This window comes from Chlorobium sp. N1 (assembly GCF_004332115.1).
GTDB lineage: Bacteria > Bacteroidota > Chlorobiia > Chlorobiales > Chlorobiaceae > Chlorobium.
Window position 1 is genome coordinate 26,331 of record NZ_SJPA01000005.1, and the last position, 26,365, is coordinate 52,695.

Annotated in this window: 27 protein-coding genes and 1 pseudogene; 19 read left to right on the plus strand and 9 right to left on the minus strand. The window is 61.5% G+C overall.

Annotation, left to right across the window (positions count from 1 at the left end; all coding sequences use genetic code 11):
- Positions 1-42 precede the first annotated feature (42 nt).
- The gene (gene lgt / locus E0L29_RS07565; RefSeq protein ID WP_131357195.1) at positions 43-897 is read right to left on the minus strand and encodes a prolipoprotein diacylglyceryl transferase; all 855 of its coding nucleotides are present in this window, start codon (positions 895-897) and stop codon (positions 43-45) included.
- A gap of 134 nt (positions 898-1,031) precedes the next feature.
- On the opposite strand from lgt, the gene E0L29_RS07570 reads away from it, so the two are divergent.
- The 14 genes from E0L29_RS07570 (at position 1,032) to E0L29_RS07635 (ending at position 14,568) form a co-directional block, all read left to right on the plus strand.
- A complete protein-coding gene (locus E0L29_RS07570) occupies positions 1,032-2,228 on the plus strand; it encodes an ATP citrate lyase citrate-binding domain-containing protein (RefSeq protein WP_131357200.1) in 1,197 nt (398 codons plus the stop codon).
- Between the two features lie 61 nt (positions 2,229-2,289).
- Positions 2,290-4,122 carry a citrate/2-methylcitrate synthase gene (locus E0L29_RS07575; protein ID WP_131357203.1) on the plus strand — a complete coding sequence of 611 codons (1,833 nt, stop codon included), beginning with the start codon at positions 2,290-2,292 and terminating at the stop codon, positions 4,120-4,122.
- A 167-nt stretch (positions 4,123-4,289) separates the two neighbouring features.
- The gene (gene atpD / locus E0L29_RS07580) at positions 4,290-5,696 is read left to right on the plus strand and encodes a F0F1 ATP synthase subunit beta (protein ID WP_011357797.1); all 1,407 of its coding nucleotides are present in this window, start codon (positions 4,290-4,292) and stop codon (positions 5,694-5,696) included.
- Positions 5,686-6,075, plus strand: coding sequence for a F0F1 ATP synthase subunit epsilon (locus E0L29_RS07585; RefSeq protein ID WP_011357798.1), 390 nt, complete (start codon positions 5,686-5,688; stop codon positions 6,073-6,075). Before atpD ends, E0L29_RS07585 begins: the two co-directional genes overlap by 11 nt.
- The gene (locus E0L29_RS07590; protein WP_011357799.1) at positions 6,068-6,388 is read left to right on the plus strand and encodes an AtpZ/AtpI family protein; all 321 of its coding nucleotides are present in this window, start codon (positions 6,068-6,070) and stop codon (positions 6,386-6,388) included. The genes E0L29_RS07585 and E0L29_RS07590 overlap by 8 nt, the downstream gene beginning before the upstream one ends.
- Positions 6,378-6,683 (plus strand): ATP synthase subunit I, encoded by a 306-nt coding sequence (locus E0L29_RS07595; protein WP_011357800.1) that lies wholly within the window; start codon positions 6,378-6,380, stop codon positions 6,681-6,683. Before E0L29_RS07590 ends, E0L29_RS07595 begins: the two co-directional genes overlap by 11 nt.
- A 2-nt stretch (positions 6,684-6,685) precedes the next feature.
- Positions 6,686-7,357, plus strand: coding sequence for a F0F1 ATP synthase subunit A (locus E0L29_RS07600; RefSeq protein ID WP_011357801.1), 672 nt, complete (start codon positions 6,686-6,688; stop codon positions 7,355-7,357).
- 34 nt (positions 7,358-7,391) lie between these two features.
- Entirely contained in the window at positions 7,392-7,673 is a 282-nt protein-coding gene (locus tag E0L29_RS07605) for a F0F1 ATP synthase subunit C (RefSeq protein WP_011357802.1), read from the plus strand.
- Positions 7,674-7,676: 3 nt separating this feature from the next.
- Positions 7,677-8,471, plus strand: coding sequence for a F0F1 ATP synthase subunit B (atpF, locus tag E0L29_RS07610; RefSeq protein ID WP_011357803.1), 795 nt, complete (start codon positions 7,677-7,679; stop codon positions 8,469-8,471).
- The gene (locus E0L29_RS07615) at positions 8,449-9,984 is read left to right on the plus strand and encodes an alternate F1F0 ATPase, F1 subunit alpha (RefSeq protein WP_131357206.1); all 1,536 of its coding nucleotides are present in this window, start codon (positions 8,449-8,451) and stop codon (positions 9,982-9,984) included. The genes atpF and E0L29_RS07615 overlap by 23 nt, the downstream gene beginning before the upstream one ends.
- On the plus strand, positions 9,981-10,892 hold the full coding sequence (locus E0L29_RS07620) for a F0F1 ATP synthase subunit gamma (RefSeq protein WP_011357805.1): 912 nt from the start codon (positions 9,981-9,983) through the stop codon (positions 10,890-10,892). The genes E0L29_RS07615 and E0L29_RS07620 overlap by 4 nt, the downstream gene beginning before the upstream one ends.
- 133 nt (positions 10,893-11,025) lie before the next feature.
- Complete coding sequence (locus tag E0L29_RS07625; protein ID WP_011357806.1) at positions 11,026-12,729, plus strand: 2-oxoacid:acceptor oxidoreductase subunit alpha; 1,704 nt, start codon at positions 11,026-11,028, stop codon at positions 12,727-12,729.
- The gene (locus E0L29_RS07630; protein WP_011357807.1) at positions 12,722-13,585 is read left to right on the plus strand and encodes a thiamine pyrophosphate-dependent enzyme; all 864 of its coding nucleotides are present in this window, start codon (positions 12,722-12,724) and stop codon (positions 13,583-13,585) included. The genes E0L29_RS07625 and E0L29_RS07630 overlap by 8 nt, the downstream gene beginning before the upstream one ends.
- On the plus strand, positions 13,582-14,568 hold the full coding sequence (locus E0L29_RS07635; protein WP_011357808.1) for a phosphate acetyltransferase: 987 nt from the start codon (positions 13,582-13,584) through the stop codon (positions 14,566-14,568). Before E0L29_RS07630 ends, E0L29_RS07635 begins: the two co-directional genes overlap by 4 nt.
- A 15-nt stretch (positions 14,569-14,583) precedes the next feature.
- Here the strand turns inward: E0L29_RS07635 and E0L29_RS07640 are convergent, their stop codons facing one another.
- Positions 14,584-15,498 carry an NAD(P)H-binding protein gene (locus E0L29_RS07640; RefSeq protein WP_041463829.1) on the minus strand — a complete coding sequence of 305 codons (915 nt, stop codon included), beginning with the start codon at positions 15,496-15,498 and terminating at the stop codon, positions 14,584-14,586.
- A gap of 185 nt (positions 15,499-15,683) precedes the next feature.
- Between E0L29_RS07640 and E0L29_RS07645 the strand changes: the two are divergent.
- Positions 15,684-15,818 (plus strand): annotated as a pseudogene (locus E0L29_RS07645) (AbrB/MazE/SpoVT family DNA-binding domain-containing protein); the annotation flags it as partial.
- A 401-nt stretch (positions 15,819-16,219) separates the two neighbouring features.
- Here E0L29_RS07645 and E0L29_RS07650 read toward each other — a convergent pair.
- The 7 genes from E0L29_RS07650 to E0L29_RS07680 form a co-directional block, all read right to left on the minus strand.
- Positions 16,220-17,119, minus strand: coding sequence for a LytR C-terminal domain-containing protein (locus E0L29_RS07650; RefSeq protein WP_131357209.1), 900 nt, complete (start codon positions 17,117-17,119; stop codon positions 16,220-16,222).
- Positions 17,120-17,231: 112 nt separating this feature from the next.
- On the minus strand, positions 17,232-18,353 hold the full coding sequence (locus E0L29_RS07655; protein ID WP_131357510.1) for an ABC transporter permease: 1,122 nt from the start codon (positions 18,351-18,353) through the stop codon (positions 17,232-17,234).
- Positions 18,354-18,407: 54 nt separating this feature from the next.
- Positions 18,408-19,535 carry an ABC transporter permease gene (locus tag E0L29_RS07660; protein WP_131357212.1) on the minus strand — a complete coding sequence of 376 codons (1,128 nt, stop codon included), beginning with the start codon at positions 19,533-19,535 and terminating at the stop codon, positions 18,408-18,410.
- Positions 19,532-20,275 carry an ABC transporter ATP-binding protein gene (locus tag E0L29_RS07665; RefSeq protein ID WP_131357215.1) on the minus strand — a complete coding sequence of 248 codons (744 nt, stop codon included), beginning with the start codon at positions 20,273-20,275 and terminating at the stop codon, positions 19,532-19,534. Before E0L29_RS07665 ends, E0L29_RS07660 begins: the two co-directional genes overlap by 4 nt.
- A complete protein-coding gene (locus E0L29_RS07670; protein ID WP_131357219.1) occupies positions 20,268-21,197 on the minus strand; it encodes an ABC transporter ATP-binding protein in 930 nt (309 codons plus the stop codon). Before E0L29_RS07670 ends, E0L29_RS07665 begins: the two co-directional genes overlap by 8 nt.
- 4 nt (positions 21,198-21,201) lie before the next feature.
- Entirely contained in the window at positions 21,202-22,110 is a 909-nt protein-coding gene (locus E0L29_RS07675; RefSeq protein WP_131357222.1) for an HlyD family efflux transporter periplasmic adaptor subunit, read from the minus strand.
- On the minus strand, positions 22,107-22,724 hold the full coding sequence (locus E0L29_RS07680) for a TetR/AcrR family transcriptional regulator (protein ID WP_131357225.1): 618 nt from the start codon (positions 22,722-22,724) through the stop codon (positions 22,107-22,109). The genes E0L29_RS07675 and E0L29_RS07680 overlap by 4 nt, the downstream gene beginning before the upstream one ends.
- A 149-nt stretch (positions 22,725-22,873) precedes the next feature.
- Between E0L29_RS07680 and lipA the strand changes: the two genes are divergently transcribed.
- The 4 genes from lipA (at position 22,874) to E0L29_RS07700 (ending at position 26,338) form a co-directional block, all read left to right on the plus strand.
- Complete coding sequence (gene lipA, locus E0L29_RS07685) at positions 22,874-23,758, plus strand: lipoyl synthase (RefSeq protein WP_131357228.1); 885 nt, start codon at positions 22,874-22,876, stop codon at positions 23,756-23,758.
- Positions 23,759-23,770: 12 nt separating this feature from the next.
- Positions 23,771-24,349 (plus strand): hypothetical protein, encoded by a 579-nt coding sequence (locus tag E0L29_RS07690; RefSeq protein ID WP_165498856.1) that lies wholly within the window; start codon positions 23,771-23,773, stop codon positions 24,347-24,349.
- 13 nt (positions 24,350-24,362) lie between these two features.
- On the plus strand, positions 24,363-25,058 hold the full coding sequence (locus E0L29_RS07695) for an SDR family oxidoreductase (protein ID WP_131357231.1): 696 nt from the start codon (positions 24,363-24,365) through the stop codon (positions 25,056-25,058).
- A 335-nt stretch (positions 25,059-25,393) separates the two neighbouring features.
- Entirely contained in the window at positions 25,394-26,338 is a 945-nt protein-coding gene (locus E0L29_RS07700) for a DNA glycosylase (protein ID WP_242664319.1), read from the plus strand.
- Positions 26,339-26,365: the final 27 nt, after the last annotated feature.

Here is a 26,365-nt window from a genome sequence, read left to right on the forward strand (position 1 = left end):
ACGGCAGGATGCAGGGTACTGAAAAAGCAGGTCCGGGAGGCGCTAAGCGCCGGGGGTCGCCCTTCCTCTTCTCGCGCCGGCCAGGTAGACCAGTGCTGCCGCCAGCATCATGGCGAGGCAGAGCAGCTGGCCCATCGAGAGGTTCAGGAGGACGAAGCCGAGCTGCTCGTCGGGCTCGCGGAAATACTCGATGAAGAAACGGAAGAATCCGTATCCGAACAGGTAGACCGCAGAAAGGTATCCCTGGAACGGGGAGTGCTTCCTGAGGGTCCAGAGGATCAGGAACAGCACGATGCCCTCGAAGAATGCCTCATAGAGCTGCGAGGGGTGGCGGAGCTGCCAGCCGGGTGCGAGCGGGAAGTACATGCCGACGGCGGCATCGGTGACGCGGCCGTAGAGCTCGCCGTTGATGAAGTTGCCGAGGCGGCCGAACATGTAGCCGAGCGGCACGGCGGGAATGAACAGGTCGACGGTCTCGAGGAACCCCTTGCGGCGGCTGCGGGTAAAGACCCAGAGCGCCAGGACCACGCCGAGAACCCCTCCATGGTAGGACATGCCGGATATCCCCCTGAACGCACATCCCTCACCGGCGGCCGTCCACGGGAACAGGGTGCCGAGAGGATCGGCCAGGAGGTCCGCCATCCCGTAGAAAAGGAGGTAGCCGGTCCTGCCGCCGAGAAGCACGCCCGCCATCACCCAGGTCAGGGCGTCGCCGACGAACGTCCGGTCGAACTGCAGCTGTTCGGTGTTGAGCCGGTATCGGGTAAGCAGCCAGACGATGGCGAATGCGACGATGTACATCGTTCCGTACCACCTGACGGCCAGGGGACCGAGCGTGAAGATGACCGGGTCCATTTGTGAGGGAAGGTGCTGCCACCAGTCGGTAAAGCCGTTCATCGGTGATGTTTTTTTACGGGTTATCCCTATTTAACACTTCAGGGACTATTGTATCGAATAAAAATATAGTTAACTTTAAATCTTGCGCATTTTGTTGCATTCCCATACCCACTAACACACAAAATTCTGATAGAATGGCTAAGATACTTGAAGGGCCTGCCATGAAACTGTTCAACAAGTGGGGCATCCCGGTGCCGAACTATGTTGTGATCATGGATCCCGAACGCCTTACTCAGCTCGGAGAAGCTAACAAATGGCTCAGAGATTCGAAACTCGTCGTCAAAGCGCACGAAGCCATCGGCGGTCGGTTCAAGCTCGGACTCGTCAAAATCGGTCTGAACCTTGAAGAGGCCTACCAGGCAGCCAAAGAGATGATCGGCCGCGAGATCGGTACCTCAGTCATCCGTCAGGTCATCGTCGCCGAGATGCTCGAGCACGATGAAGAATATTACGTTTCCATCGCCGGCAACCGTGACGGTGCCGAGCTCCTTCTTTCCAACAAGGGCGGCGTCGATATCGAAGACAACTGGGACAGCGTCAAGAGGCTCTTCATCCCCCTCGACGAGACCCCTTCGATCGAGAAGCTCACCGAAACGGCCAAAGAGGCCGGGTTCGTCGGCGAAGTCGCCGAGCGCGTCGGCAAGATCGCTTCCCGCCTCATCCTCTGCTTCGACAACGAGGATGCGCAGTCCATCGAAATCAACCCGCTCGTCATCCGCAAGAGCGACATGCGCTTCGCAGCGCTCGACGCGGTCATGAACGTCGACTGGGACGCCCGTTTCCGCCATGCCGACTGGGACTTCAAGCCCGTCTCCGAGATCGGCCGCCCCTTCACCGAGGCTGAGCAGCAGATCATGGAGATCGATGCCCGCATCAAGGGTTCGGTGAAATTCGTCGAGGTTCCCGGCGGCGAGATCGCGCTCCTCACCGCAGGCGGCGGCGCTTCCGTCTTCTATTCCGATGCGGTCGTCGCACGCGGCGGCACCATCGCCAACTATGCCGAATACTCCGGCGACCCGGCCGACTGGGCTGTCGAGGCGCTGACCGAGACCATCTGCCAGCTCCCGAACATCAAGCACATCATCGTCGGCGGCGCCATCGCCAACTTCACCGACGTGAAGGCCACCTTCAGCGGCATCATCAACGGGTTCCGCGCCAGCAAGGCGAAGGGTTACCTGGATGGAGTGAAGATCTGGGTGCGCCGCGGCGGACCGAACGAGAACCAGGGTCTGGCTGCCATCAAGAAGCTCGAAGACGAAGGGTTCGACATCCATGTCTACGACCGCACCATGCCGATGACCGACATCGTCGACCTTGCGCTCAAATCGTAAGCCGGCAGTCACAGAGGCAAGAGACAGAGAAAACTTCCAACTTCATAAAACTGAACGTATCGTGAGCATAATCGCAAATAAAGACACCCGGGTTGTCATCATCGGCGGCGTCGCCGGTGTGAATGCCGCCAAGAGGATGGCCCAGTTCGACTTCCTCATCAACCGCCCGCTCTCCATCCAGGCCTTCGTCTATCCGCCCGAAGCCGGCCAGCAGAAGGAGATCTACCGCGGCGGCGAACTCAACAACATCTCGGTGTACTCCAGCCTCAAGCAGGCTCTTGCCGAGAACCCCCAGATCAACACCGCCCTCATCTACCTCGGCGCATCGCGAGCCACCCAGGCTGCCGTCGAGTGCCTCGAGAGCGAAGGCATCACGCTGGTCTCGATGATCACCGAAGGCGTGCCTGAAAAGGACGCAAAGCGTCTCGGCAAGCTCGCACGCCAGAAGGGCAAGCTCCTCAACGGCCCCTCCTCGATCGGCATCATGTCGGCCGGCGAGTGCCGTCTCGGCGTCATCGGCGGCGAGTACAAGAACCTCAAGCTCTGCAACCTCTACCGCCAGGGTTCGTTCGGCGTGCTGACCAAGTCGGGCGGCCTTTCCAACGAGACCATGTGGCTCTGCGCCCAGAACGGCAACGGCGTCACCTCCGCCGTGGCCATCGGCGGCGACAGCTACCCGGGTACCGATTTCGTCACCTACCTCGAGATGTTCGAGAACGACCCCGCCACCAAGGCCGTGGTCATGGTGGGCGAGGTCGGCGGAACCCTCGAGGAGGAGGCTGCCGAATGGTTCGGTGCCAAGAAGCGCCGCATCCGTCTCGTCGCCGCCATCGGCGGAACCTGCCAGGAAGTGCTCCCGCAGGGCATGAAGTTCGGCCACGCCGGTGCGAAGGAAGGCAAGAAGGGCCTCGGTTCGGCCCGCTCCAAGATCAACTCGCTGCGTGAAGCCGGCGCCGTCGTTCCCGACACCTTCGGCGGACTGTCGAAGGCCATCAAGCAGGTCTACAACGAACTGATCGCCGAAGGCGCCATCAAGCAGGACATCGAGGTCGACGAGGCCGTGCTCCCCGAGCTGCCGCCGAGGGTGCAGGAAGTGATGAAGCAGGGCGACGTCATCGTCGAGCCGCTCATCCGCACCACCATCTCCGACGACCGCGGCGAAGAGCCCCGTTATGCCGGTTATGCCGCTTCCGAACTCTGCGAGAAGGGCTACGGCATCGAGGACGTCCTCGGCCTGCTCTGGAACAAGAAGCTTCCGACCCGCGAGGAAGCCGAGATCATGAAGCGCATCGTGATGATCTCTGCCGACCACGGCCCGGCAGTATCGGGCGCCTACGGTTCGATCCTGGCCGCCTGCGCCGGCATCGACATGCCGCAGGCCGTCTCCGCCGGCATGACCATGATCGGCCCCCGCTTCGGCGGTGCGGTGACCAACGCCGGCAAGTACTTCGCCTACGGCGTCAAGGAGTATCCGAACGACATTCCCGGCTTCCTGGCCTGGATGAAGCAGAACGTCGGACCGGTTCCCGGCATCGGCCACAGGGTGAAAAGCCTCAAGAACCCCGACAAGCGCGTCCGCTACCTCGTCGACTACGTGAAGAACCACACGTCGCTGCACACGCCGATTCTCGACTACGCGCTCGAGGTCGAGAAGGTGACGACTTCGAAGAAGGACAACCTGATCCTCAACGTCGACGGCACCATCGGCTGTATCCTGGTCGACCTGAACTTCCCGGAGCACTCCCTGAACGGATTCTTCGTTCTGGCCCGCACCATCGGAATGATCGGCCACTGGATCGACCAGAATTCGCAGAACTCGAAGCTCATCAGGCTCTACGACTATCTGATCAACTACGCCGTCAAGGAAGAGCGCGAAGTGCCCGAGAAGAAGTAAGCTTCGGCACTCGGTCATACAGACAGGGAGAGCGGGACTTTCGGGTCCCGCTCTCTTTTTTTTGTCCGGCCGGGGTGAACGAAACCGCTGAAAGAATGCTTGTTGTAACAGAGAGCTGATTTTGCAGAGGATACGTACAGTCCCTCGTCATCAAGCATCACGTCGCCATGGATACAGCGGACCATCACCAGCGTTACGGCAGGGTTGCCAGGATCCGCGGAAGCGTCGTTGACGTTCGTTTCGAGCGCCATCTGCCACCCATCCACACCATTCTGGAGACCGGAAAAGACCGGGAAGTCAAAATCGAAGTGCTGACCCAGCTCGACGACCGCCACATTCGCGGCATCGCGCTGACCGGTACGGAAGGGCTCTGCCGTGCCATGGCCGTCCTCGATACGGGCATGCCGCTCAGGGCCCCTGTCGGCAAGCAGATCCTTTCGCGCATGTTCGATGTTTTCGGCCGACCGATCGATCGAGGTGCCCCACCGCCAGATGTCGAGTGGAGAGGGGTCCACCGCATGCCGCCTCCGCTCGGAAGGCGCTCGACCCGCTCGGAGGTGTTCGAGACCGGCATCAAGATCATCGACCTGCTCTCGCCGCTCGAGAGGGGCGGCAAGGCCGGCCTCTTCGGCGGGGCCGGAGTCGGCAAGACCGTGCTGCTTACCGAAATGATCCACAACATGGTGCACCGTCACCACGGCGTGAGCATCTTCTGCGGCATCGGAGAGCGATGTCGGGAAGGGGAGGAGCTCTACCGCGACATGCGCGACGCCGGGGTTCTCGACTCCATGGTGATGGTCTTCGGCCAGATGAACGAGCCGCCCGGGAGCCGGTTCCGTGTCGGGCTTGCCGCGCTCACCATGGCCGAGTACTTCCGCGACGACCAGCACGAGGACGTGCTGCTCCTCATCGACAACATCTTCCGCTTCATCCAGGCCGGGAGCGAAATCTCCGGCATGATGGGCCAGATGCCCTCGCGCCTCGGCTACCAGCCGACCATGGGCACGGAGCTCTCGCAGCTCGAAGAGCGCATCGCCAATACCGGTACCGGAGCCATCACCTCCATCCAGGCGGTCTATGTGCCCGCAGACGACTTCACCGACCCTGCCGCGGTCCATACATTCTCCCACCTGTCTGCATCGCTGACCCTTTCGCGCAAGCGGGCAGGAGAGGGGTTTTTCCCGGCAATCGATCCGCTGCAGTCGGGTTCGAAAATGACGGCCCCGTCGATCATCGGCCGCCGCCACTACGACCTCTCGCGCCAGATACGCCGCGTACTGGCCCAGTACTCCGAATTGAAGGACATCATCGCCATGCTCGGCCTCGAACAGCTCTCCGCCGAAGACCGCAAGCTGGTGGCCCGGGCCCGCCGGCTTGAACGATTCCTTACCCAGCCGTTTTTCACGACGGAGCAGTTCACCGGGATCGAAGGCCGGATGGTGTCGCTCAACGATACGATAGACGGATGCGAGCGCATCCTGCGGGATGAATTCGCCGACTATCCGGAAAGCTCGCTCTACATGATCGGCACAGTCGCCGAAGCACGTAAAAACAACGCCGTCCATGCGCCTTGAGCTCCTGCTTCCATTTGGCGTCTTTTCCGTGACGGAAAAGGTCACGCGAATCGTCGCGGAAACCAACTGCGGCTCATGGGGGTTTCTCCCCGGAAGGCGCGACTGCGTCGCCTCGCTCGTGCCGGGAATCCTTGAATACGAAACCCTGGAGTCGGGTGTCTCGTTCGTCGCCGTCGATTGCGGAATCCTCGTCAAGAAAGGGTCCGACGTCGTCGTTTCCGTCCGCCAGGCGGTGGGCGGTGTCGAGCTCGGGGCCCTCGAAAAGGCCGTAAAGGAGGACTTCCTGGAGCTTGACGAACATGAACGCACCATGCATTCGGCTCTTGCCAGGCTTGAAAGCAGTTTCATCCGACGCTATGTTGAATTCTACCATGACTGAACGTCCCGAAGAGAAAGGGCCGCTTTCAAAACGGGTGGGAAGCAGCGAGCAGCGGAAGCTGAAGGCCCGGAAACGCACCATCCGCAACATCTGGTTCGGCTTCTCGCTCTTCGGCCTCATCGGCTGGTCGATCGTCATACCGACGCTGGCCGGCGTGGCGATCGGCCTGTGGATCGACAGCCGCTATCCTTCCGGGCGATCATGGGCGCTGATGCTGCTCGTCGCAGGGCTGGCGGTGGGATGCTGGAATGCGGTGCGATGGATGCTCGAGGAGAAAAAAGAGATGGAGAGGGAGGAGCGTGATGACGAGTGAGATGCTGATGGGTCTCCTGCCGGACCTTCTCGGGGGGCTGCTGCTCGGCTCACTGTTCTTCGGCGGGCTGTGGCTTACCGTCCGCAGGGGGCTCGCCTCTCCCAGGCCGTGGCTCTGGTTCGGGCTCAGCTCGCTCCTGCGCACCATGCTCGTGCTGGCCGGTTTCTGGTGGCTGGCCGGAAATGACTGGCGGGGGTTCCTTGCCGCGCTGCTCGGTTTTACCGCAGCAAAGGTCCTGGCGGCAGTTCTCAGCCGTAAATCGCCGCCCTATGAGGGCCAGGCAAAGGAGGGATAGCCATGCACCTTTCAGGAGATGAGATCATCATCTGGCAGCACGGGTTCGTGAAACTCAACCTTACGATCGCAACCACATGGGCCCTCATGCTGGTCCTTGTCGGGGGATCGGCGTTCGCATCACGCCGGCTGTCGAACGGGATGCACCGGCCACGCTGGCAGAACGTCCTGGAAATCATTGTCGGCATGGCCCGCCGCCAGATCGAGGAGGTGGGGCTCCGCCGCTCGATGCAGTACCTGCCGTACCTCGGAACGCTCTTCATCTTCATCGCGTTCAGCAACCTCTGCACCATCATTCCGGGCTATGAGCCTCCGACCGGGTCGCTGTCGACGACGGCAGCACTGGCCATGTCGGTCTTCGTCGCCGTCCCGCTTTTCGGTATTGCCGAAAGCGGCCTCGGGGGATACCTCTCCACCTACGTGAAGCCGACCCCCATCATGCTGCCCTTCAATATCATCAGCGAACTCTCACGCACGCTCGCGCTTGCCGTGAGGCTTTTCGGCAACATCATGAGCGGCAGCATGATCCTGGCCATCCTGCTGACCGTCACGCCGTTCGTCTTTCCGGTACTCATGAGCGTCCTCGGCCTCCTGACCGGCATGGTGCAGGCCTACATCTTCAGCATCCTTGCGACCGTCTACATTTCCGCGGCCACCAGGGCCCGGAAGGAGTGATTTCCTTTACCGCAACAAAACGGAGCACAGCCATATGGATATCCTTACCATCGTCGCCGCCGTCTCGATCTTCACCGCCGGCATCACCATCGCCGTCGGCTCGATCGGCCCCGCCCTCGGCGAAGGCCGGGCAGTGGCCAGCGCCCTCGAGGCGCTCGCCCAGCAGCCCGACGCTTCCTCGAGCATCACCCGCACGCTTTTCGTCGGCCTTGCCATGATCGAGTCGGTGGCCATCTACTGTTTCGTGACCTCCATGATCCTGATCTTCGCCAACCCCTTCTGGACCATGGCCCTGTCCAAAGCGGGAGGGCACTGATCGATGCTCTTCGACTGGTTCACATTCTGGGCGCAGCTGCTGAACTTCCTCATCCTGGTCTGGCTGCTCAAACGCTTCCTCTACCGGCCCGTCCTGGAGGCCATCGACGAGCGGGAGAAGAAGATCTCGGGGGAACTCCGCGATGCCGATGAGGGCCGCAAACAGGCTGAGCAGGCAATCAGGGAGTGGCAAGAGAAAATGAGCCGGCTGGATGCTCAGGCCGCCGGCATGCTCGAAACGGCCCGGAAGGAGGCCGGGGAGGAGAAGAAGCGGCTGCAGGGCGAGGCGCGCCGCGAGTACGACGAGCTTCGCGGGCGGCTCCGTGAGTCCCTGCACGAGGAACAGGCCGCGCTCGGGAGGACGATCGCCGGCCGGATCCGCGCCGAAGTGTTCCGGGTCTCGGACTCCGTCTTGAACTCGCTCGCCGACAGCGGGCTCCAGGCGCAGATGGCCAGGGCGTTCTCTGGCCGACTCTCTGAAGGCGGCACGGAGGTGGAGGAGCTGCTGAAGTCGGGCGGCACGCCCCTCGTCCTGCGCAGCGGTTTCGAAATGGGGGAGGAGGAAAAGGAACTGGTGCGGAAGACTCTTGCCGACCGGTTCGGTTACAAAGGGCGCCTGGACTTCATGACGGAGGAGTCGTACCGGGGCGGCATCGCTCTCGAGCAGGGAGGCCGAAGCATCGAGTGGAGCGTCAACTCCCGCCTTGAAGCGATCGACGAAGCATCCTCCGCCCTGCTCGACGGGCCGGATGACGAAATGAACGAGGAGGAAGGCCATGCAGGAAAAGACGCTGACTGAGAGCATCGACGCCGCCCTCAGCTCGATTGGGGAAGCGAGCCGAACGACACAGCCCGAGATCGAACTCCGCGAGAACGGGGTGGTCACCACCGTGCTCAACGGTATCGCACTCATCCGGGGGCTGCCGGGAGTGGGCTATGAAGAGCTGGTGGAGATGTCGGGGGGTGTCTACGGAATCGCCTTCAATGTCGATCCTGACGAGGTGGGCGTCGTCCTGCTCGGCGAGTACGCGAAGCTGCAGGCCGGGGGCCGTGCCAGAAGGACCGGCAGGGTCATGGACGTTCCGGTCGGCGACGGACTGCTCGGGAGGGTCGTCAACCCGCTCGGCCGCCCGCTTGACGCAGAGGGGGAACCCCGCTTCTCCGGCCGCCTGCCGATCGAACGCCCATCCCCGGGCATCATGGACCGCAATGCGGTATCGACGCCCCTGCAGACCGGACTGAAGGTGGTCGACGCGATCGTCCCCATCGGCCGGGGGCAGCGCGAACTCATTCTCGGCGACCGCCAGACCGGTAAGACCGCCATCGCCGTCGCCACGATCCTCAACCAGAAAGGGCGAAACGTCATCTGCATCTACTGCGCCATCGGCCAGCGGGCCTCCGCGGTAGCAAAGGTCCTCGCGCAGCTTCGGGAGCACGGGGCCATGGCCCATACCGTCGCCGTCGTCACCGAGGGCAACGACCCCTCCGGCCTCCAGTACATCGCCCCCTACGCTGCGACCAGCATCGGGGAATATTTCATGGAGCAGGGCCGCGACGTCCTCATCGTCTATGACGATCTCACCAACCATGCCCGGGCCTATCGGGAGCTTTCGCTCCTCCTCAAGCGCCCGCCCGGACGGGAGGCCTTTCCTGGCGACATCTTCTATGTCCACTCGCGCCTGCTCGAACGCTCCACCCATCTTCGAAAGGAGCTGGGAGGGGGGAGCCTCACGGCGCTGCCGATCATCGAGACCGAAGCCCAGAACATCTCGGCCTACATCCCCACCAACCTGATCTCCATCACCGACGGGCAGATCTATCTCTCCCCGACGCTCTTCGAGCTCGGCAACCTTCCCGCTGTCGACATCGGCAAATCCGTCTCGCGCGTAGGCGGCAAGGCCCAGCTTGCCGCCTACCGGAGCGTGACGGGCAGGCTCAAGCTCGCCTACGCACAGTTCGAGGAACTTGAGAACTTCGCACGGTTCGGAACGCGACTCGACGAGGCGAGCCGGAAGGCCATCACCCACGGGGAGCGGATCCGGGAGTGCCTGAAGCAGGACGAACTCGACGTGCTCGGCGTCGAGGAGCAGATCCTCATTCTCCTCTCCCTGAGCGAAGGGCAGTTCGACCCGCTTGAGCTTTCGGAGGTATCCGGGGCGATGAAGCGGCTCTCGGCAGCCGCGCGCGAACTTCCCCGCGACCTTCTCGAACGGCTGCACAGCGACCAGCCTCTTTCCGACGAGGACCGCCGGCGCCTCCTGCAGACGGCCGAAGCGGCGTTGCAGAAGAAGAGGACTGCGGGGCGGTTATGAGCGAAACGATTGAGACACTCTCGAGGAAAATCGAGCGCGCCGGGATGCTCCGCTCCGTCGTCCGTACCATGAAGACCCTTGCGGCATCGAGCATCCGGCAGTACGAGGACGCCGTACGCTCCCTCGAGGACTATTACGATACGGTCGAGCTCGGACTTGCCGTGTCGCTTTCCCGCGAGCCGAAACGCGCCGTCGGCAGGCCGGGTCCGCTGAAGCGGGTCGCCATCGTGTTCGGTTCCGACCAGGGGCTCGTCGGGCAGTTCAACGATGTCCTCTCCACGAAGGTCGCCGGAGAGTACCAGGATGATGCTGCGGAGCCGACCATCCTGGCGGTGGGGGAGCGGGTGCATGCGCGCCTCAGTGAGGATGCCGCTCCTCCCGAAGAGCTCTATCTGGTCCCCAGCTCGGTCGGCGCCATCACCGGGCTGGTCTCGGCGTTGCTCGCGCGGACGGAAGCGATCCTGGAAGAACATCACGGCATCGAGGTGACGCTCTTTTTCAACAGCCCGGAGTCGGGCGAGCGCTACCGGCCGACACAAAGCCGCATCCTGCCGCTCGACGAAACCTGGAAGGAGCGCTTGCGCGACAGGCGGTGGCCTTCGCGGACGATCCCCCAGCTCATCGGCGAACCGCTCGACCTTCAGCGCTCCCTTCTCGGGGAGTACCTCTTCGTCTCACTCTTCAGGGCCTCGGCCGAATCGCTGGCGAGCGAGAACTCCAGCCGCCTTGCCGCCATGCAGCGTGCCGAAAAGAACATCGACGACATCCTCGACTCCCTCATGCACCGCTACCACCGCCGGCGCCAGTCGATGATCGATGAGGAGCTCTTCGATGTCGTCTCGGGCTTTACCGCGCTCGGCGGAGCGGAGAGGAAGGAAAAAAGAGGAAACGGAGGCGGAACTTATTGAGCCCGTTCTCCCATTACAACAGGTACTATGAACGGATAGGCCCCGAAAGGGCCGTCTCTGGCCGCCCCCATGCGGCAAAAGGAAGGAGGGTTTCGTGACCTCCGATTGAACCGAACCTACTTGGGGGCGAGCAATGCCGCAGGATGAACTCAGCGTCGTATTCGAAGGTGCAGCCGGCCAGGGGATAAAAGCCATGGCCGACATCCTTGCCGCAACCCTCAAGGACTGCGGCTACTTTGTATCCGTATCGCATGAGTACATGTCCAGGATACGCGGCGGCAGCAATACCGCCCAGATCCGCATCACCGACAAGCCCCGCACCGCCTACACCCGCCGAACCGACATCTACATCGGACTTTCTGCAGAGGCGCTCCGCCGATACCATGAACGCAGCGGTACCGGGAGCGTGGCGTATATCGAACACGACGCACCGAGCGACGGTGTGCCGGGAAAGATCGTTACGACGCCCTTCAGCGAGATGGCTGCCGAGTGCGGCAGCAACCGCTACCGCAACACCGTTGGGGGCGGCATCGTCCTCGGCATGCTCGCGCTTCCGCTGAAACCCTTCATCACCCACCTCGAAGCCGCCTTCGCACGAAGCGGGACCGATGCGATGAAAGGCAACGCGAGAGCCGCGGCGCTCGGGTACGGCTGGGGTGAAGCACACCAGGATGGCGGCATGCCGTTTTCTCCACCTGTCGACACCGACCTGGCCGTCGAACATCTCCTCCTCACCGGTACGCAGGCGCTCGGGATAGGCGCTGTCGCGGCAGGGTGCAACTTCCTCAGCTCTTATCCGATGTCGCCGGCGACCGGGCTCATGACCTTCCTGGCCGCCCATGCCGAGGCGTTCGGGATCGTTGTGGACCAGGCCGAGGACGAGATCGCTGCCCTCAACGCCTGCGTCGGCGCTTCCTTTGCGGGCGCCAGGGCTCTTGCCAGCACCTCCGGGGGAGGATTCGACCTCATGCAGGAGGGACTCAGTCTGGCAGCCATGACGGAGACGCCCGTCGTGATTCATGTCGCCCAGCGACCCGGCCCCGCTACCGGACTGCCGACCCGGACGGAACAGGGCGATCTCTCGCTCGTCCTCCACGGCGGCCACGGAGAGTTTCCGAGGATCGTTCTCGCCCCGGGATCGATCTCCGAGCTCGTCACCGCCATGCAGCAAGCCTTCAGCTCCAGCAGCCGCTACCAGGTACCGGTCATCATTCTCACCGACCAGCACCTGCTCGACCTCGCAACGACGATCCCGCGTTCGGTGATCCGCCGCATCGGCTCCTACCCGTCGATCATCCAGACCGCGTGCGGGTACCGCCGCTACGCCTTCACTGCCGACGGCATCAGCCCCAGGGGAGTGCCGGGCTACGGCGAGGGGATCGTGCGCGCCGATTCCGACGAGCACGACGAAAGCGGACTCATCACCGAAAGTTTCGAGATGCGGCGCCGGATGATGGAAAAGCGACTCAAACGCCGGACCGCCATGGCCAAGGCGGCACTGCCGCCGAGCGCGTTCGGCGATCCCGAATCCGCCCATACCCTGTTCCTCGCCTGGGGATCGACAAGGAGCCTTCTTGAGGAGGCGCTCGAAAAAACCGGTGGAGAGGGATGTGCCGGGCTCCATTTCAGCCAGGTCTATCCGCTCCCGCCGGATGTCTACCGCCTGCTGCAGGGCCGGAGACTGGCGGTCATCGAAAACAATGCAACCGGACAGTTCGCCGATCTTCTGACCCGGGAGGCGGGCGTCGTGGTCTCGCACCGCATCCTGAAGTCGAGCGGCGAACCGTTCGCCGTGGAGGATATCTGCGAAGCACTAAGGGAGATCAGCAATGCATGACTCGCTCGACTCGTTCGACATGCCGGAGACGACGGACGTCGCCTGGTGCCCCGGCTGCGGCAACTTCAAGCTGCTCAGCGCCATGAAGCGTGCCCTTACCGACCTCGACATCGACCGGACGCGGCTCGTCATGGTTTCCGGCATCGGCCAGGCGGGAAAGGCGCCGCAGTACCTCAATACCAACATGTTCAACGGCCTGCACGGCCGGGCACTGCCCGCGGCGCTCGGCATCCGCCTGGCCAACCCCGAGCTCACCGTGGTCGTGGAGTCCGGGGACGGGGACATCTACGGCGAGGGCGGAAACCACTTTCTGCATACCATCAGGCGCAACCCCGATATCACCGTGATCGTGCACGACAACATGGTCTACGGGCTCACCAAAGGGCAGGGATCTCCGACCTCGTGCCGCGGCATGGTTACGCCCGTGCAGGTAAGAGGGGTCGTCATGGAGCCCTTCAACCCGGCGGCCGTCGCCATCGCCATGAACGCCCCTTTCGTCGCACGCGCCTATGCAGGAAACGAGGACGAGACGGCCTCGATCATCATGGAGGCCATCCGTTTCAGGGGCACGGCCCTGGTCGACGTCCTGCAGCCCTGCGTGGTCTTCAACAGCATGAACACCTACGCCTGGTTCGGCGAGCATACCAGACATGTTCCGGAGGAGCATGACCCCGGTGACCGGACGGCCGCATTCGCGCTTGCGACTGCCGAAGGGCCGATCCCGCTCGGCATCCTCTACCGGAAGGAGGGGAGGGAGACCTACGAGGAGCTCGCCTGTTGCGGCAGAACGCCGCTCCACCTTCGCAAGGCACCCGACGAAGCGGAGTTCCAGAACATGCTCGACCTTTACCGGTGAAGGGCCGCAGGCAGGCATTCCCCGGAGACGAGCCGGCAGACGTCCAGATCCATCTCCACCGGCGCTACCACAGCGTGATGGAGTCGTGCAGGGATCTGCAGCCGCTCGTGACGGCAGTCGTCCACCCTGTAGACCGGGCTGCGCTGGAAGCCGCACGCGACGCCGCCGATGAAGGACTGATCACGCCGGTGCTCGTCGGCCCCCGGGGGAGGATCAGGGGGGCGGCCGAAGCCTGCGGAATCGACATATCGCAGTGGCGCATGGTAGACGCCCGCCACAGCCACGAAGCCGCCGACCTGGCCGTAAAACTCGCCGCGGCCCGGGAGGCCGGTGCCATCATGAAGGGATCGCTGCATACTGACGAGCTGCTGCAGCCGATCGTCGCCCGCTCTTCTCCGCTGCGCACCGAGCGGCGGCTTTCGCATGCCTACGCGATGGACACGGCCGGTTACCATAAGTGGCTGCTCGTCACCGACGCCGTCGTCAACATCGCCCCGGACCTCGAGGCGAAGGCGGATATCGTGCGCAACGCTGTCGATCTCTGGAGGGCCTTCAGCGGAAGCCGCGAACCGGCGAAGGTCGCCGTACTCGCGGCCATCGAATTCGTCAACCCGAGGATGGCGGCGACCATCGACGCCGCTGCGCTCTGCAAGATGGCCGACCGCGGACAGATCCAAGGCTGCATCATCGACGGCCCGCTTGCGTTCGACAACGCCGTCAGCCGCGAGGCGGCAGAGCAGAAAGGGATCGTCTCCCCGGTCGCAGGGGATCCCGATATCCTTCTCGTGCCGGACATCGAGGCCGGAAACATCCTCGCCAAGCAGCTCACCTTCATCGACCGTGCCGATGCCGGCGGTCTCGTCATGGGAGGCGTGGTGCCCGTCATGCTCGCAAGCCGGGCCGACAGCCTCCGCACGCGCCTGCTCTCTTGCGCGCTCGGCGTCCTTGCCGCCAGGGAGGCCGAAGGGCGGAGAGGGGAGTAGGGGAAGCAGCCCGGCTCAGTGCTTCTCAGCGAGCGGCTCGCCCCTTCGGGCATACTCCTCGGCAAACTCCGCACCGAAGGCTTCGAGAGTGATTTTGCCATGGGCGGCAGGGGGGTGCTGCAGATAATCCTCGAGCATGCGGCCCAGTCGGAGGCAGCGTCCCATCTCAACAGTGTTGTCGGCGATTTCGGGGGGAAAACCACGCTCGAGCATGCCGGCGTACAGCTCGTCGTCGGCCATGTCGACCCACCGAAGGCCGGGCATCATGACGGCGGCGCCGAGCGTACGGGCGATCGATTGGGTATCGAGACGCTCTCCGTCGATGTAGCGGATGCTCTTGAGGGTGAACTGCAAATCCTTCAGCTCCATGGAAGCCATGTTGGCGACGTCGTCGGGATGGACGAGCGGAATGGACGCGTCCCTGCCGTAGTTGGCGGCGATGATCCCCATACTGCGGATGGTGTCGATGTCCCGGAGGAAGTTGGTGTGGAAGAACCCGGCCCTGAGATGGCGGACATGCACGCCTGAAAGGCTGTTGAGCGCCTCTTCGACATAGTGCAGCGCACCTGCCGGGCCGCATCCTTCACGGAGATGGGCGCCGATGCTGCTGAGGTTGACCACGTATTTCACGCCGGCCCTTGTGATGGCATTGGCGTAGTTGTCGCCGACGTGCGCGATGTAGTTCTTCCAGTTGTCGGTCTGCATGTCGGGTGGCACGAGCGTGAAGAGGGCGTCGACGCCATGGCAGGCAGAGGAGAGGAACTCGAGGTCGAGGAGGCTGCCGACGGCTGCTTTTGCCCCAAGGGCCTCGATGGCGGCCCTCTTTTCAGCCCGGCGGGTGACGACGGTGACGCTGTGGCCGGTACGGACGAGTTTTGCTGCGAGCGGCCTCGACACATGGCCGAGGGATCCGGTGATGAGGTAGTTCATGGGTTGTTCATGATTACGTTCCTGGAATACGCTAGAACCGATCATGAGGGATGGTGGGGCGAGGGGCACCGGGCTGCGGAGGATCGCCGCCCGGAGTACAACCAATCAAACGGCAGCGTGGGGTTAATCAATCCCTGCCGGGATCGATTTTCTTGGTAATAATTAAACATAAAAAGGAGGCCGTTATGCGCGCATCAGTAACAAAAATCGGCAACTCAACAGGAGTGATCCTTCCAAAGGTTGTCGCAGAACGCCTTAAAATCAAGCTGGGCGACATGCTGATTCTGACGGAAACGCCCGAAGGCTATGCGATAACGCCATAAGACCCGGAATTCGCCGAACAGATGGAGGCTTTTCAGGCTGGCTGAAAATGAATTCGGTTCTTCGACCATGACCGATGAGAGCCCGGCATCCCAGGCTACCATTTTCGGGGGGAGATGATCGCCTCGGCGGCAGAGGCTCGTTCCGCTTTATCCATATTTGTTGTATAATATAAATTATGTAAAGTAAGCACTTCACAAAAAGGTCTCAAAGCGAACCAGTGATGCCGGAATATTGTGCCATATCGTTCTTTTCAGGATCGACGACGACCATACCGCAACGATGCCAGCAATACGCAACCAGCGCGAAGATGACTGGCACACCTCTCCTTAAACCATTGCAGTGTGACGATCGGGGCCGCCTTGAGGGTCTTCTGGTCAAGGCGGCCCCTCGACTCGTTCTATTCAGTCAGAGAGCGCATCATGTCCTTGATGTCGCCCGGCGTGCTCATGATCTTCATGAAGGTTCCCATCGAGAGGTCGGGCCAGCTGAGCGCGATGCGGTAGCGTCCCGGAAGCATCGTGACCGTGTCCCCCTGGAGAATCATCTCGTAGGGCATTGCCGCGATATGCCCTTCTCCGATCTTCGGCAGGAACATCCCTTCACCCTCCTCGGGATCTAAGAGGGCGATCCCGAAAACTGCGGTCTTCTCGGCGGGATAGACCAGGCGGTACACCTCGCGGGCGTGGACGGAGTTCTCTTTCAGATGCGCACTGATTGTTGCAACTCCCGCCTCGAACGACTCGTAGGTGTTCAGCTCTTCGGGATCGTCGAAATTCGGCATCATGAACTTGTACCGGTACTTCCAGAGCTTTTCGGCCCGGATGCCGCCGCCGAACCCTGCGAATTCACTTCCCAGCGTCCCCAGTGCGGCTTTCAGGTCCGTCGTGACCTTGTCGAGCACCCTGCCTTGCTTCGTCGCCTCTTTTCTGAGGTAGGCGTTGAAGATGTATGGTGGGTTGAGGTAGCTCACCGTGACGCCGTTGGTCTTTTTTACGAGGCCGACCTTCAGGACCGCGGCAAGGGCTCCGCGATCCTGAACCTTCACGGCTGCGGCTTTGAGGTCGCCGCGCGTAAAGGCGATGACGCAAAGGCCGGGATTGTTTTCAGGGTTGTACGTGCCGAGGATCTCGAAGCCTCCGGTTTTCAGGGCCTCCGTCACCTTTCCTGCGACGGCGTCGACGGAACCGGCCGCCACGCCGACACGGATGTACGGAGGGATCTCTGCTCCGTGCTCATCGGCACGAAGCGGTGAAACGGCAATGAGGAGAAGGACGAGAATGGTCAGGAAGTGTTTCATGCTGCTGGAGTTGGATTGCGTTGGAAAGTGAGGGCACGCCATGCGCGGCTTCCAATCGGATATTAACAATCGTTAATACGATATCCAAAAACATTCAGCCCTCCGCTCCTGTTCAGTCGGAGACTTTTCGGTAGCGGTTTACGGCAAGGGCCAGCATGAGTACGGCGTCAGCGGTGAGGATGAGGAGCGGCGAGCTGATCTCGGCGAGCCCCGCCCCCTTCAGCATCACGCGGCGCATGATGTCGACGAAGTGCCGGACAGGGTTTGCCATGGTGAGGTTCTGCGCCCAGTGCGGCATGCTTTCGATCGAGGTGAAGAGCCCGCTCATCAGCGTGAAGATCACCATGAAGAACCAGGCGATGAACATCGCCTGCTGCTGGGAGTCGGTGAGGGTGGAGATGAGCAGGCCCATGCCGAGAACGACGAGCATGTAGATGGCGGCGACGAGGTAGACGACCGCGTAGCTGCCGAGCATCGGGACATGGAATCCCAGGCGGGCAATCACGAGCCCCAGGGTAAGCTCGCCGAGCCCGATGATCCAGAACGGCAGGAGTTTTCCGGTGATGAACTGGTAGCGGCGCATCGGGGTGACGTTGATCTGGTCGATGGTGCCGATCTCCTTTTCGCGAACGACGTTCATTCCGGAAAGGAAGAGCCCAACCAGGGTCACCAGCACCACGAGGATGCCCGGCACCATGTAATCGGAATAAACGAGTTCGGGATTGTACCAGGCCGACGATTTCACCACGATCTCCCCTACCCCGCTATGGGAGAGGCCGTTGGGGAGCACTGAGGAAAGGGTTCGGTTGAACGAGCGCACGATGTCGTTCGAGTAGGCCTGGATGACTCCGGCCGAGAATCCGTCTTCGGCATTGATGACGAGCTGCACCTTCGCCTCACCCCTCGTCATGAGCTCTTTTTCGAAATCCCTGGGGATGACGAGCGAGACGTTGGCCTGCCCGGCAACGAGCCGTTCGACGCTCTTGCGCTCGGAAAAGGACTCTCCGGTGAGATTGAACCACCCCGAGCCGGTGAACTGCTCGGCAAGACGGGCGGAGAGGGCCGTGCGGTCCATGTCCTGGAGGTGGAACGGCACGTTACGGACGTCGAACGTCGCGGCGTTCGAGAGGATCACCAGCTGGATGAAGGGCATGATGAAGATGATCGGAAGCATCCCGCGGTTGCGGAAGATCTGCAGGAACTCCTTCTGGAGAAGATAGCCGATCACCTTCAGCCCTCTGCGCATGTCTCCAATCATCGTTTCATCTCTTTTGCGGGTTTTTGGGCCTCAGTCGAGCCGTTCCCTGAATTTGCGTACGCTGGCTCCGAGAAGGACTGCCGTCATCACGACGAGGACGAGCGTCTCTTTCCAGAGATACTCGAACCCCGCACCTTTCAGCATGATGGCCCGTACGATCACCAGGTACCACCTGGCGGGTATGATGTTGCTGATCAGCTGCAGCGGCAGCGGCATGCTCTCCACCGGAAAGATGAAGCCCGAGAGCAGGACCGTCGGCAGGAGAAGTCCCCCGAGCGAGATCATCATGGCGACCTGCTGCGAACCGGTCATGGTGGAAATGAAGATCCCGAGGGAGAGGGCCGTCATGATGAAGAGCAGCGACTCCATCAGCAGCAGGAGGTGGCTTCCGCGGCAGGGGACGCCGAAGACAAGCGAGGCGATGAGGACGATGCTGACGACGTTGACGAACGAAAGGATGAAGTACGGCACCACCTTGCCGACGATGATCTGCATCGGCTTCAATTGCGAGACGAGAAGCACCTCCATCGTTCCGCTCTCCTTTTCGCGGGTGATGCTGATCGAGGTCATGAGCGAGGAGACGAGCATCAGGATCAGGGCCATCAGGCCGGGCACGAAGAGGTAGACGCTCTTCAGCGCCGGGTTGAAGAGCATGAGCGGTTCGACCATGACCCCCCTTCCCCCGCTGCCCGAAGGAGTCCTCCGCCCGAGATAGTCGCCGACGACCTGGGCGGTATAGCCGGTGATGATGCGTGAAACGTTCGGATCGGATCCGTCCGTGATGATCTGGAGCTCGGCCTTGCCGTCCTTCTCCAGCCGATCACCGAATCCCGGCTCGAAGACGATTGCTTCATCGAGCGCCCCTCGCTCGAAAAGCGGGGCGATGGCCGAGGGCGCATCGGGCTCGCCGGCCAGGACGAAGGTGCCGCTGGAAAGCAGTTCGTCGGTTACGGCCTCGCTGACGCTGTCGTGCGAGAGGTCGCAGACGGCGAGCTTCACTTCGTTGATCTCGTTGCGTATGGCGTAACCGAAAAGGAGCAGCTGGATGACGGGCATGCCGAAAAGGATGGCCGCGGTGCGCCGGTCACGGAAGATATGAAGGAACTCCTTGCCCACGAACCCCCTGAAGCTCCTGGAAAGCGAGAATCTCTTCTTCATATACCCTCCTTCGCCCGGGGACGGGCAAGGCGGATGAAGAGCTCATCCATGCTTCCGACCCCGAACTCGGCCTGCAGCGCAGCGGGGGTGCCGAGGGCGGCGATCCGGCCGTCGACCATGATGGAGATCCTGTCGCAGTATTCGGCCTCATCCATGTAATGGGTGGTTACGAAAACGGTCAGCCCCCGTGCTGCGGCTTCGTAGATCATCTCCCAGAAGCGGCGGCGGGTCAGGGGGTCGACCCCGCCGGTCGGCTCGTCGAGAAAAACGATTTTCGGCTCATGCATCACCGCGACCGAGAAGGCGAGCTTCTGCTTCCATCCGAGCGGGAGCGAGCCGAGACGGTTTCCGGCGACGGGGCCGAGGCCGAGGCTCTCGATGAGAAAACGGCCCTTCTCGGCGATCTCCCGCCGGCCGAGCCCGTAGATGCCGCCGAAAAAGCGGATGTTTTCCATCGGAGTCAGGTCGTCGTAAAGGGAAAACCGCTGGCTCATGTAGCCGATGTTCCGCTTGATCTTCTCAGCCTCCCTGTAGACGTCGAACCCCGCTACGGAGGCCTTGCCGCCGGATGGCGAGAGCAGGCCCGTCAGCATCTTGATGGCGGTCGTTTTCCCGGCACCGTTGGCTCCGAGAAAGCCGAACACTTCGCCCTCGGCGACGCAAAAGGAGATGGCATCGACCGCCCGGAACTCTCCGAACGTTTTCGTCAGTCCTTCGGCTCTGATTACCCCTTCATTCATCGCACCCTCCCTTTTCCTGCATGAGAGCCATGAAGGTATCTTCGATTCCGGGTTTCACAGGCGCAACCGAAAGATCCCTGAGCCCTTTCGACTGAAGGTAGGCCTCGATCTCGGCCGCAGAGACCTCGTCGCGCAGGTCGGCATAGTGCACCGAGCTTCCGAACGCATAAGCCGAGCGGGCATGGGGGAAGGCCCTCAACTCGGTGATCAGGCGATGTTTCTCCCTCGCGCTGACGGCCAAAAGCGGTGCCCTGAAGAGAGCGGTGACCCCCTCGGGGGTATCGACGGCAAGAAGCCTGCCCTCCTGCAGGAACGCCACACGGTCGCACCGTGTGGCTTCGTCCATATAGGGGGTCGAAACGAGGATGGTGATTCCCTGCTCCTTCAGCCGTGCAAGCATCTCCCAGAACTCTTTTCTCGAGACGGCGTCTACTCCCGTCGTGGGTTCGTCGAGCAGGAGCAGGTCGGGACGGTGCACCAGGGCGCAGGAGAGTGCGAGCTTCTGCTTCATGCCGCCCGAAAGCCTGCCCGCACGGCGCGTTCGGAACGGTTCGAGCTGGCTGTAGATGTCGCGGATCAGCTCGTAGTTCTCCTCGACGCTCGTATTGAAGACGGTGGCGAAAAAGCGAAGGTTCTCCTCGACGCTGAGATCCTCGTAAAGCGAGAACCTGCCCGGCATGTAGCCGATGCGGCTCCGGATGCTCCGGTATTCCGCAGCCGAGTCGTATCCGAGCACCTCGGCCTTTCCCCGGTCGGGCAGAAGCAGCGTGCAGAGGATGCGTATGAGCGTGGTCTTGCCTGCGCCGTCGGCCCCGATCAGGCCGAACAGTTCGCCCGTTGCGACCGAGAGGTCGATGCTGCAAAGCGCCCTGGTATCGCCGAAGGACTTTTCGACGCCCGCTATCCTGATTGCCGGCCGCATTTTCTCAGCGCCCCTTCAGCCGGATTTCGCCGGGCATTCCGATCTTGAGGAGGCCGTCGGAATTGTCGACGAGGATTTTCACCGCATAGACCATGTTGATCCGGTCCTCACGGGTCTGGATGATCTTCGGTGTGAACTCGGCTTTCGATGAAATCCAGGTAAGGGTCCCCTCAAGGCTCTTCTCAGCCGGCTTCCGGCCGTCGAAGAGGACCTCTACCTTCTGGCCGATCCTCAGAGAGGAGAGCTGGCCTGCGCCGACGTAGGCCCTGAGGTACATGGTGTCGAGATCGGCAATGCGGTAGAGAGGTTTTCCGTACGGCACGAGCTCTCCGGGTTCGGCGTACTTGGCAAGCACGGTCCCGTCGATGGGGCTCTTCACTGTACTCCTTGATATCTGGTCGCGGAGCTGTCCGATGCGGGCATCCATGGAGGCCAGCTGCTGGGTGATCTCGGGGTTTTTCGAGTTGACCGATCGGATCTGGCGCCGGACCACCTTCACCTCGTTCTGGATGTCCTCGAGCTGCTTGGCAGGAGCGGCTCCGTCGGCCACGAGCCGGGTGTAGCGCTCTACGTCATGGTCGAGATTCTTCAGCTTCTGGCGGTAGACGGCCGATTCGGCGACGATCGTGGGCATCCTGGCCGCAAGCGCCTTGCGTTCGGCTTCGAGCTGCATGAGGCTGAAATGGAGCTGCGTCGTGTCGACGAGCGCGGTCACTGCTCCCGCTTTCAGCTGCTCGCCCTCTTCAACATTGAGCTCGAGTATGCGCCCGGGGGTTTCCGAGGAGACAACCACCTCGGTCGACTCGAAATTGCCGTATGCGTCGGAAGCGCCACGGTCGGCGCAGCCTGCAAGGCCGATCGCGATGAGGAGTGCGGGCAGGGTTGCTTTTGCGATGAAGGTGTGCTGTTTCATGATAGCGTGCATGGTTTGAGGATATCTTCCATCCAAACGGGAACAAGCGCCCGGCGTTCGTCGAGCGTCCGGCGATACTCCTCCTCGCCCAGAGCGGAAATGGCCTGCATGGCCCTGGCTGCGATAAAGGGGAAGGCCGAGAGGGAGAGCAGGTTGAGCAGGAACTGCATCGCATCCGTTTGACGAAACTCGCCCCGTGACGTCCCTTCGTCGAGGGCCGCCTGCAGGCCCTCGAGGTCCAGGAGATTGCCGCTGGCGATCGTCTTCCTGAAACGGTCGGGGTTGCGGTGCATTTCATGGACGACGAATCCGGGCAGAAAGGGATGTTCAAGGACCGTATCGAAATAGGTGTCGACGAACTCCCGGATCTTCTGCGTCAGAGGCTTTTCTGAACCAAGCGTCAGAAAGAGGGGCGGCACGAGCCGCTCGACGGCAGCAGAAAAAACGGCATCGAAGAGCCGCTCCTTGCTTCGGAAATAATAATGCAGCAGGGCTTTGTTGATGGATGCCCCGTCGGCGATATCCTGCATCTTGGCGCCATCGTATCCGTGACGGTAGAACACCTCCTCGGCGCTTCTGAGAATCCGGTACTCCGTCTCGTTCTCTGTTGCCATCCAGCACTCGCTTTTCTAAGATTTCCCGATGATGTTTAACCGAAAAGTTAAACTTTTCGGGCAAATGCCCAAGAGAAACCTCCGTATCGACCGCATTTTCTTATATTGACTCGAATCCGACACCCCATGACTGCAGAACACAGGCCCGTATGGAGGACAGAAGCAGACGAAAACCCGAATGGCTGAAACAGCGCCTTGTTGCCGGTGAGGCTTTCGGCGCCGTCCAGCGCCTCCTCTCCTCAAAGGGCATCCACACGGTCTGCCGTTCGGCAAAATGCCCCAACCTGCAGGAGTGCTGGTCCCAGGGTACGGCGACCTTCCTGCTGCTCGGCAACGTCTGCACCCGAAGCTGCAGGTTCTGCGCCATCGACACCTCCAGAATTCCCCCGGCGCCCGAGTCGGATGAACCGCAGCGCGTGGCCGATGCGGCCGGAACCATGAAACTGCGGTTCGTCGTGCTCACCAGCGTCAATCGTGACGATCTCCAGGACGGAGGGGCCAGTCACTGGACCGAAACCATACAAGCGATCCGCAGGACCTGTCCGGAAGCCGGCATAGAGTGCCTCATTCCGGATTTTGCGGGAAACGCCGAGGCCCTCCACAGCGTCTGCATCGAGCGGCCGGACGTGCTCAACCACAACATCGAAACCGTTCCGCGACTCTACTCGAAAGTCCGCCCGCAGGCCGTCTACCTGCGATCGCTTTCGATTCTGGAACGGGCCGCCTCCGAGTACGGGCTCAACACGAAGTCGGGGCTGATGGTCGGAATGGGAGAAACGTTCGAGGAGGTTGAGGAATCGCTCCGGGACCTCGCCTGCCGAGGCTGCCGGATGGTCACCATCGGCCAGTACCTGCAGCCTACCGCCGCCCACCTTCCCGTAGAACGCTATGTCACCCCCCAGGAGTTCGCCCGTTACCGGGACTCCGCTCTTTCGCTCGGATTCCTGAGCGTCCAGTCCGGACCGTTCGTAAGAAGTTCGTACCATGCCGCAGAGTCCAGCGCCCTGTGCACCGAAGTCAACGCAACACAATAAAAAAGCACTACCATGGAGTTCTCCGCCCCTATGATGGTCTTCAGCTACTGGGCCGTCGCAATCCTGATCGGCCTCGTCTTCTTCCGTCGCGACATTGTGGCGTTCAATAGCGATTTCGAACCGCGCAGGGTCATCCTGCTCGTGCTTTCGGCCGCGATCGTCGCTCTCAACGCATGGGTCTACTCCAATTCCACCTACGACGGAGGCCGTCCGCTCGACATTGCGACCCTTGTCGTCTTCAGCATCGGCAACGGCATTGCCGAAACATTCATGTTCTACGCCGTCTTCCGCATCGGCGAAACACTGGCCGGAAAAGTCACCACAAACGCCTGGGTGCTGTTCGCTGCAGGGTTTCTCTGCTTCATGATCTACAGCGGCCTCATCCATGGCCTTTTCTGGCTCGACATCCTTCCCGAGCATGTCGACCAGTCGAGCCCCTTCAAGCCCTTTTTCATGCCGGTGCAGATCCTGATTGCCGGCAGCTGGGCGCTCAGCTTCTTCTGGTACCGCGACATCCGCTCCGTCATTCTTCTCCATGCACTGGTGGACCTGACGATGGCATGGAACGTCAGGTTCTCCCTCTTCAACTGAACCGGGAGTCGATATGGCCACGTATTCAGGAACAGTTCTCGTCATCGGAGCCACCGGGCGGACGGGACGGGCAATCGTCGCCCGGCTGAAGCATTACGGCATAGCGTTCCGCCTCTACGTCCGCTCAGGAGAGAAAGCCGCCGAGCTATTCGGCAGCACTGTCGAAACAGCCATCCAGGTGGGCTCGATCGAGGACGAAGCGGCCCTGAACGCCGCCATGCAGGGTTGTACAGCGCTTATCTGCGCCATCGGAAGCAACCCTGCAGACCCGTCGTCCCCTCCTCCCTCCGCTATCGACCGCGATGCGGTCCGGCGGCTTGCCAGGCTAGCCCTAGAGGCGGGAATGCGGCGCTTCATCCTCATCAGCTCGCTCGGAGCCACCCACCCTGAGCACCCGCTCAACAAGTACGGCCAGGTTCTCACGATGAAGCTGGAGGGAGAGGACGAAGTGCGCAGGAGATTCTCTACGCCGGAACAGGCCCACACCGTCATCAGGCCGGGAGGGCTTCTTGATGCGCCGCCGTTCCGGCACAAGCTCATTGCCGCCACAGGCGATACCATTTCAGGTTCGATATGTCGTGGCGATGTAGCCGAAATCGCGGTGCTCTCACTCTCGGAAACGGTGACTTCGAACGCCACATTCGAGCTTATCCAGGGTGATGAAACGCCGCAGAAATCCCTCCAAAGCACCTTTGCTTCTCTCAAATAAGCAGAGTCGCGACCAACAAAACCAAGCATTGCGTACTGCCATAACCCGAAATCTCCGGAGGCTATACGCGCTTCACCCAACCGGCATGGATACCGGAAAACCCAGCCGCACCACCCATGGCGGCTGATCGTAAATGATAGCCCACTTATTACTAGACTCCACCAACAACACCATTGCAATAAAAGTTTACTTGTGTTGGAACTGTCGCTTCAGTTGCCTAGGAAGACATTAGCTCATAGCACTCTAGTTGTTTTATTACAAGTAAATAGTGACCACAGATGAAGAGTGGGATTTAGGTAAGGGACACGGGATTCACGACACCAACAACCGAATACATGTATTTTTATATGAAGCCAGTTAACCTGCATGGGGTATCGCTTGATATTGAGTCCTCGCTGTTCAGCGGACAGTCGTTTATGTGGGATAAATTAAGCGGCGGCGGGATGTATTATTGCGCTCCGATCAGCGTCAGCGCTGTCATTATTCAGGCTTCTGATGCTGAAGGCGTCGAGATTATTTGCGATTCGGACGCTGTCGATGCATTGCCTCCGGAGGAATGGTTTTCCCGCTATTTCTCTCTCGATGTCGATACGGAATCCCTTTTCTCCGAAGCGTTCCGTCTGCGCTATCCGCAGCTTGCCGGACTTCTGGCCCGGTATCGGGGCCTGCGGGTGCTGAGGCAGGATCCATTCGAAACAATGGTTTCGTTCATGTGTGCGCAGGGAATCGGAATGGCTCTGATACGCCGCCAGGTCACGATGCTCCGGGAGCAGTTCGGCGAGCCCTTAACGGTGCAGTTCGACGGAGGGGCAGCAAGGATCCACCGCTTCCCTACCCCGCAGCGCCTTGCCGAAGCCGATCCCATGAAACTGAGGGCATGTACGAACAACAATCTCGCCAGGGCCCGCAATATCGTTGCGGCGTCAAGGAAGGTCGCTGAAGGATGCATTGACTTTACATCGCTTGCCAGCCCCGAAACTTCGCAGGAGGATATCCGCTCCGCCCTTTCGGCCTGCGCGGGGATAGGACTGAAGATCGCCGACTGCATCGCCCTGTTCGGCCTCGGCCGCTTCGGCGCCTTTCCGATAGACACCCATGTCCGGCAGTTTCTCGGCGAGTGGTTCGGTTTTCCAGAGGCGTCAGGGGCTCTAACCGACAGGACCTACCGCATCTTATCCGACAGGGCGACCGATCTTCTGGGCCCGGAGCTCGCAGGATATGCCGGGCACCACCTCTTCCACTGCTGGCGCACGGAAGTCAGGGGACTGCAGGCCTTCTGAGTCACCCCTGGCGCCTTGCCGAAAGCA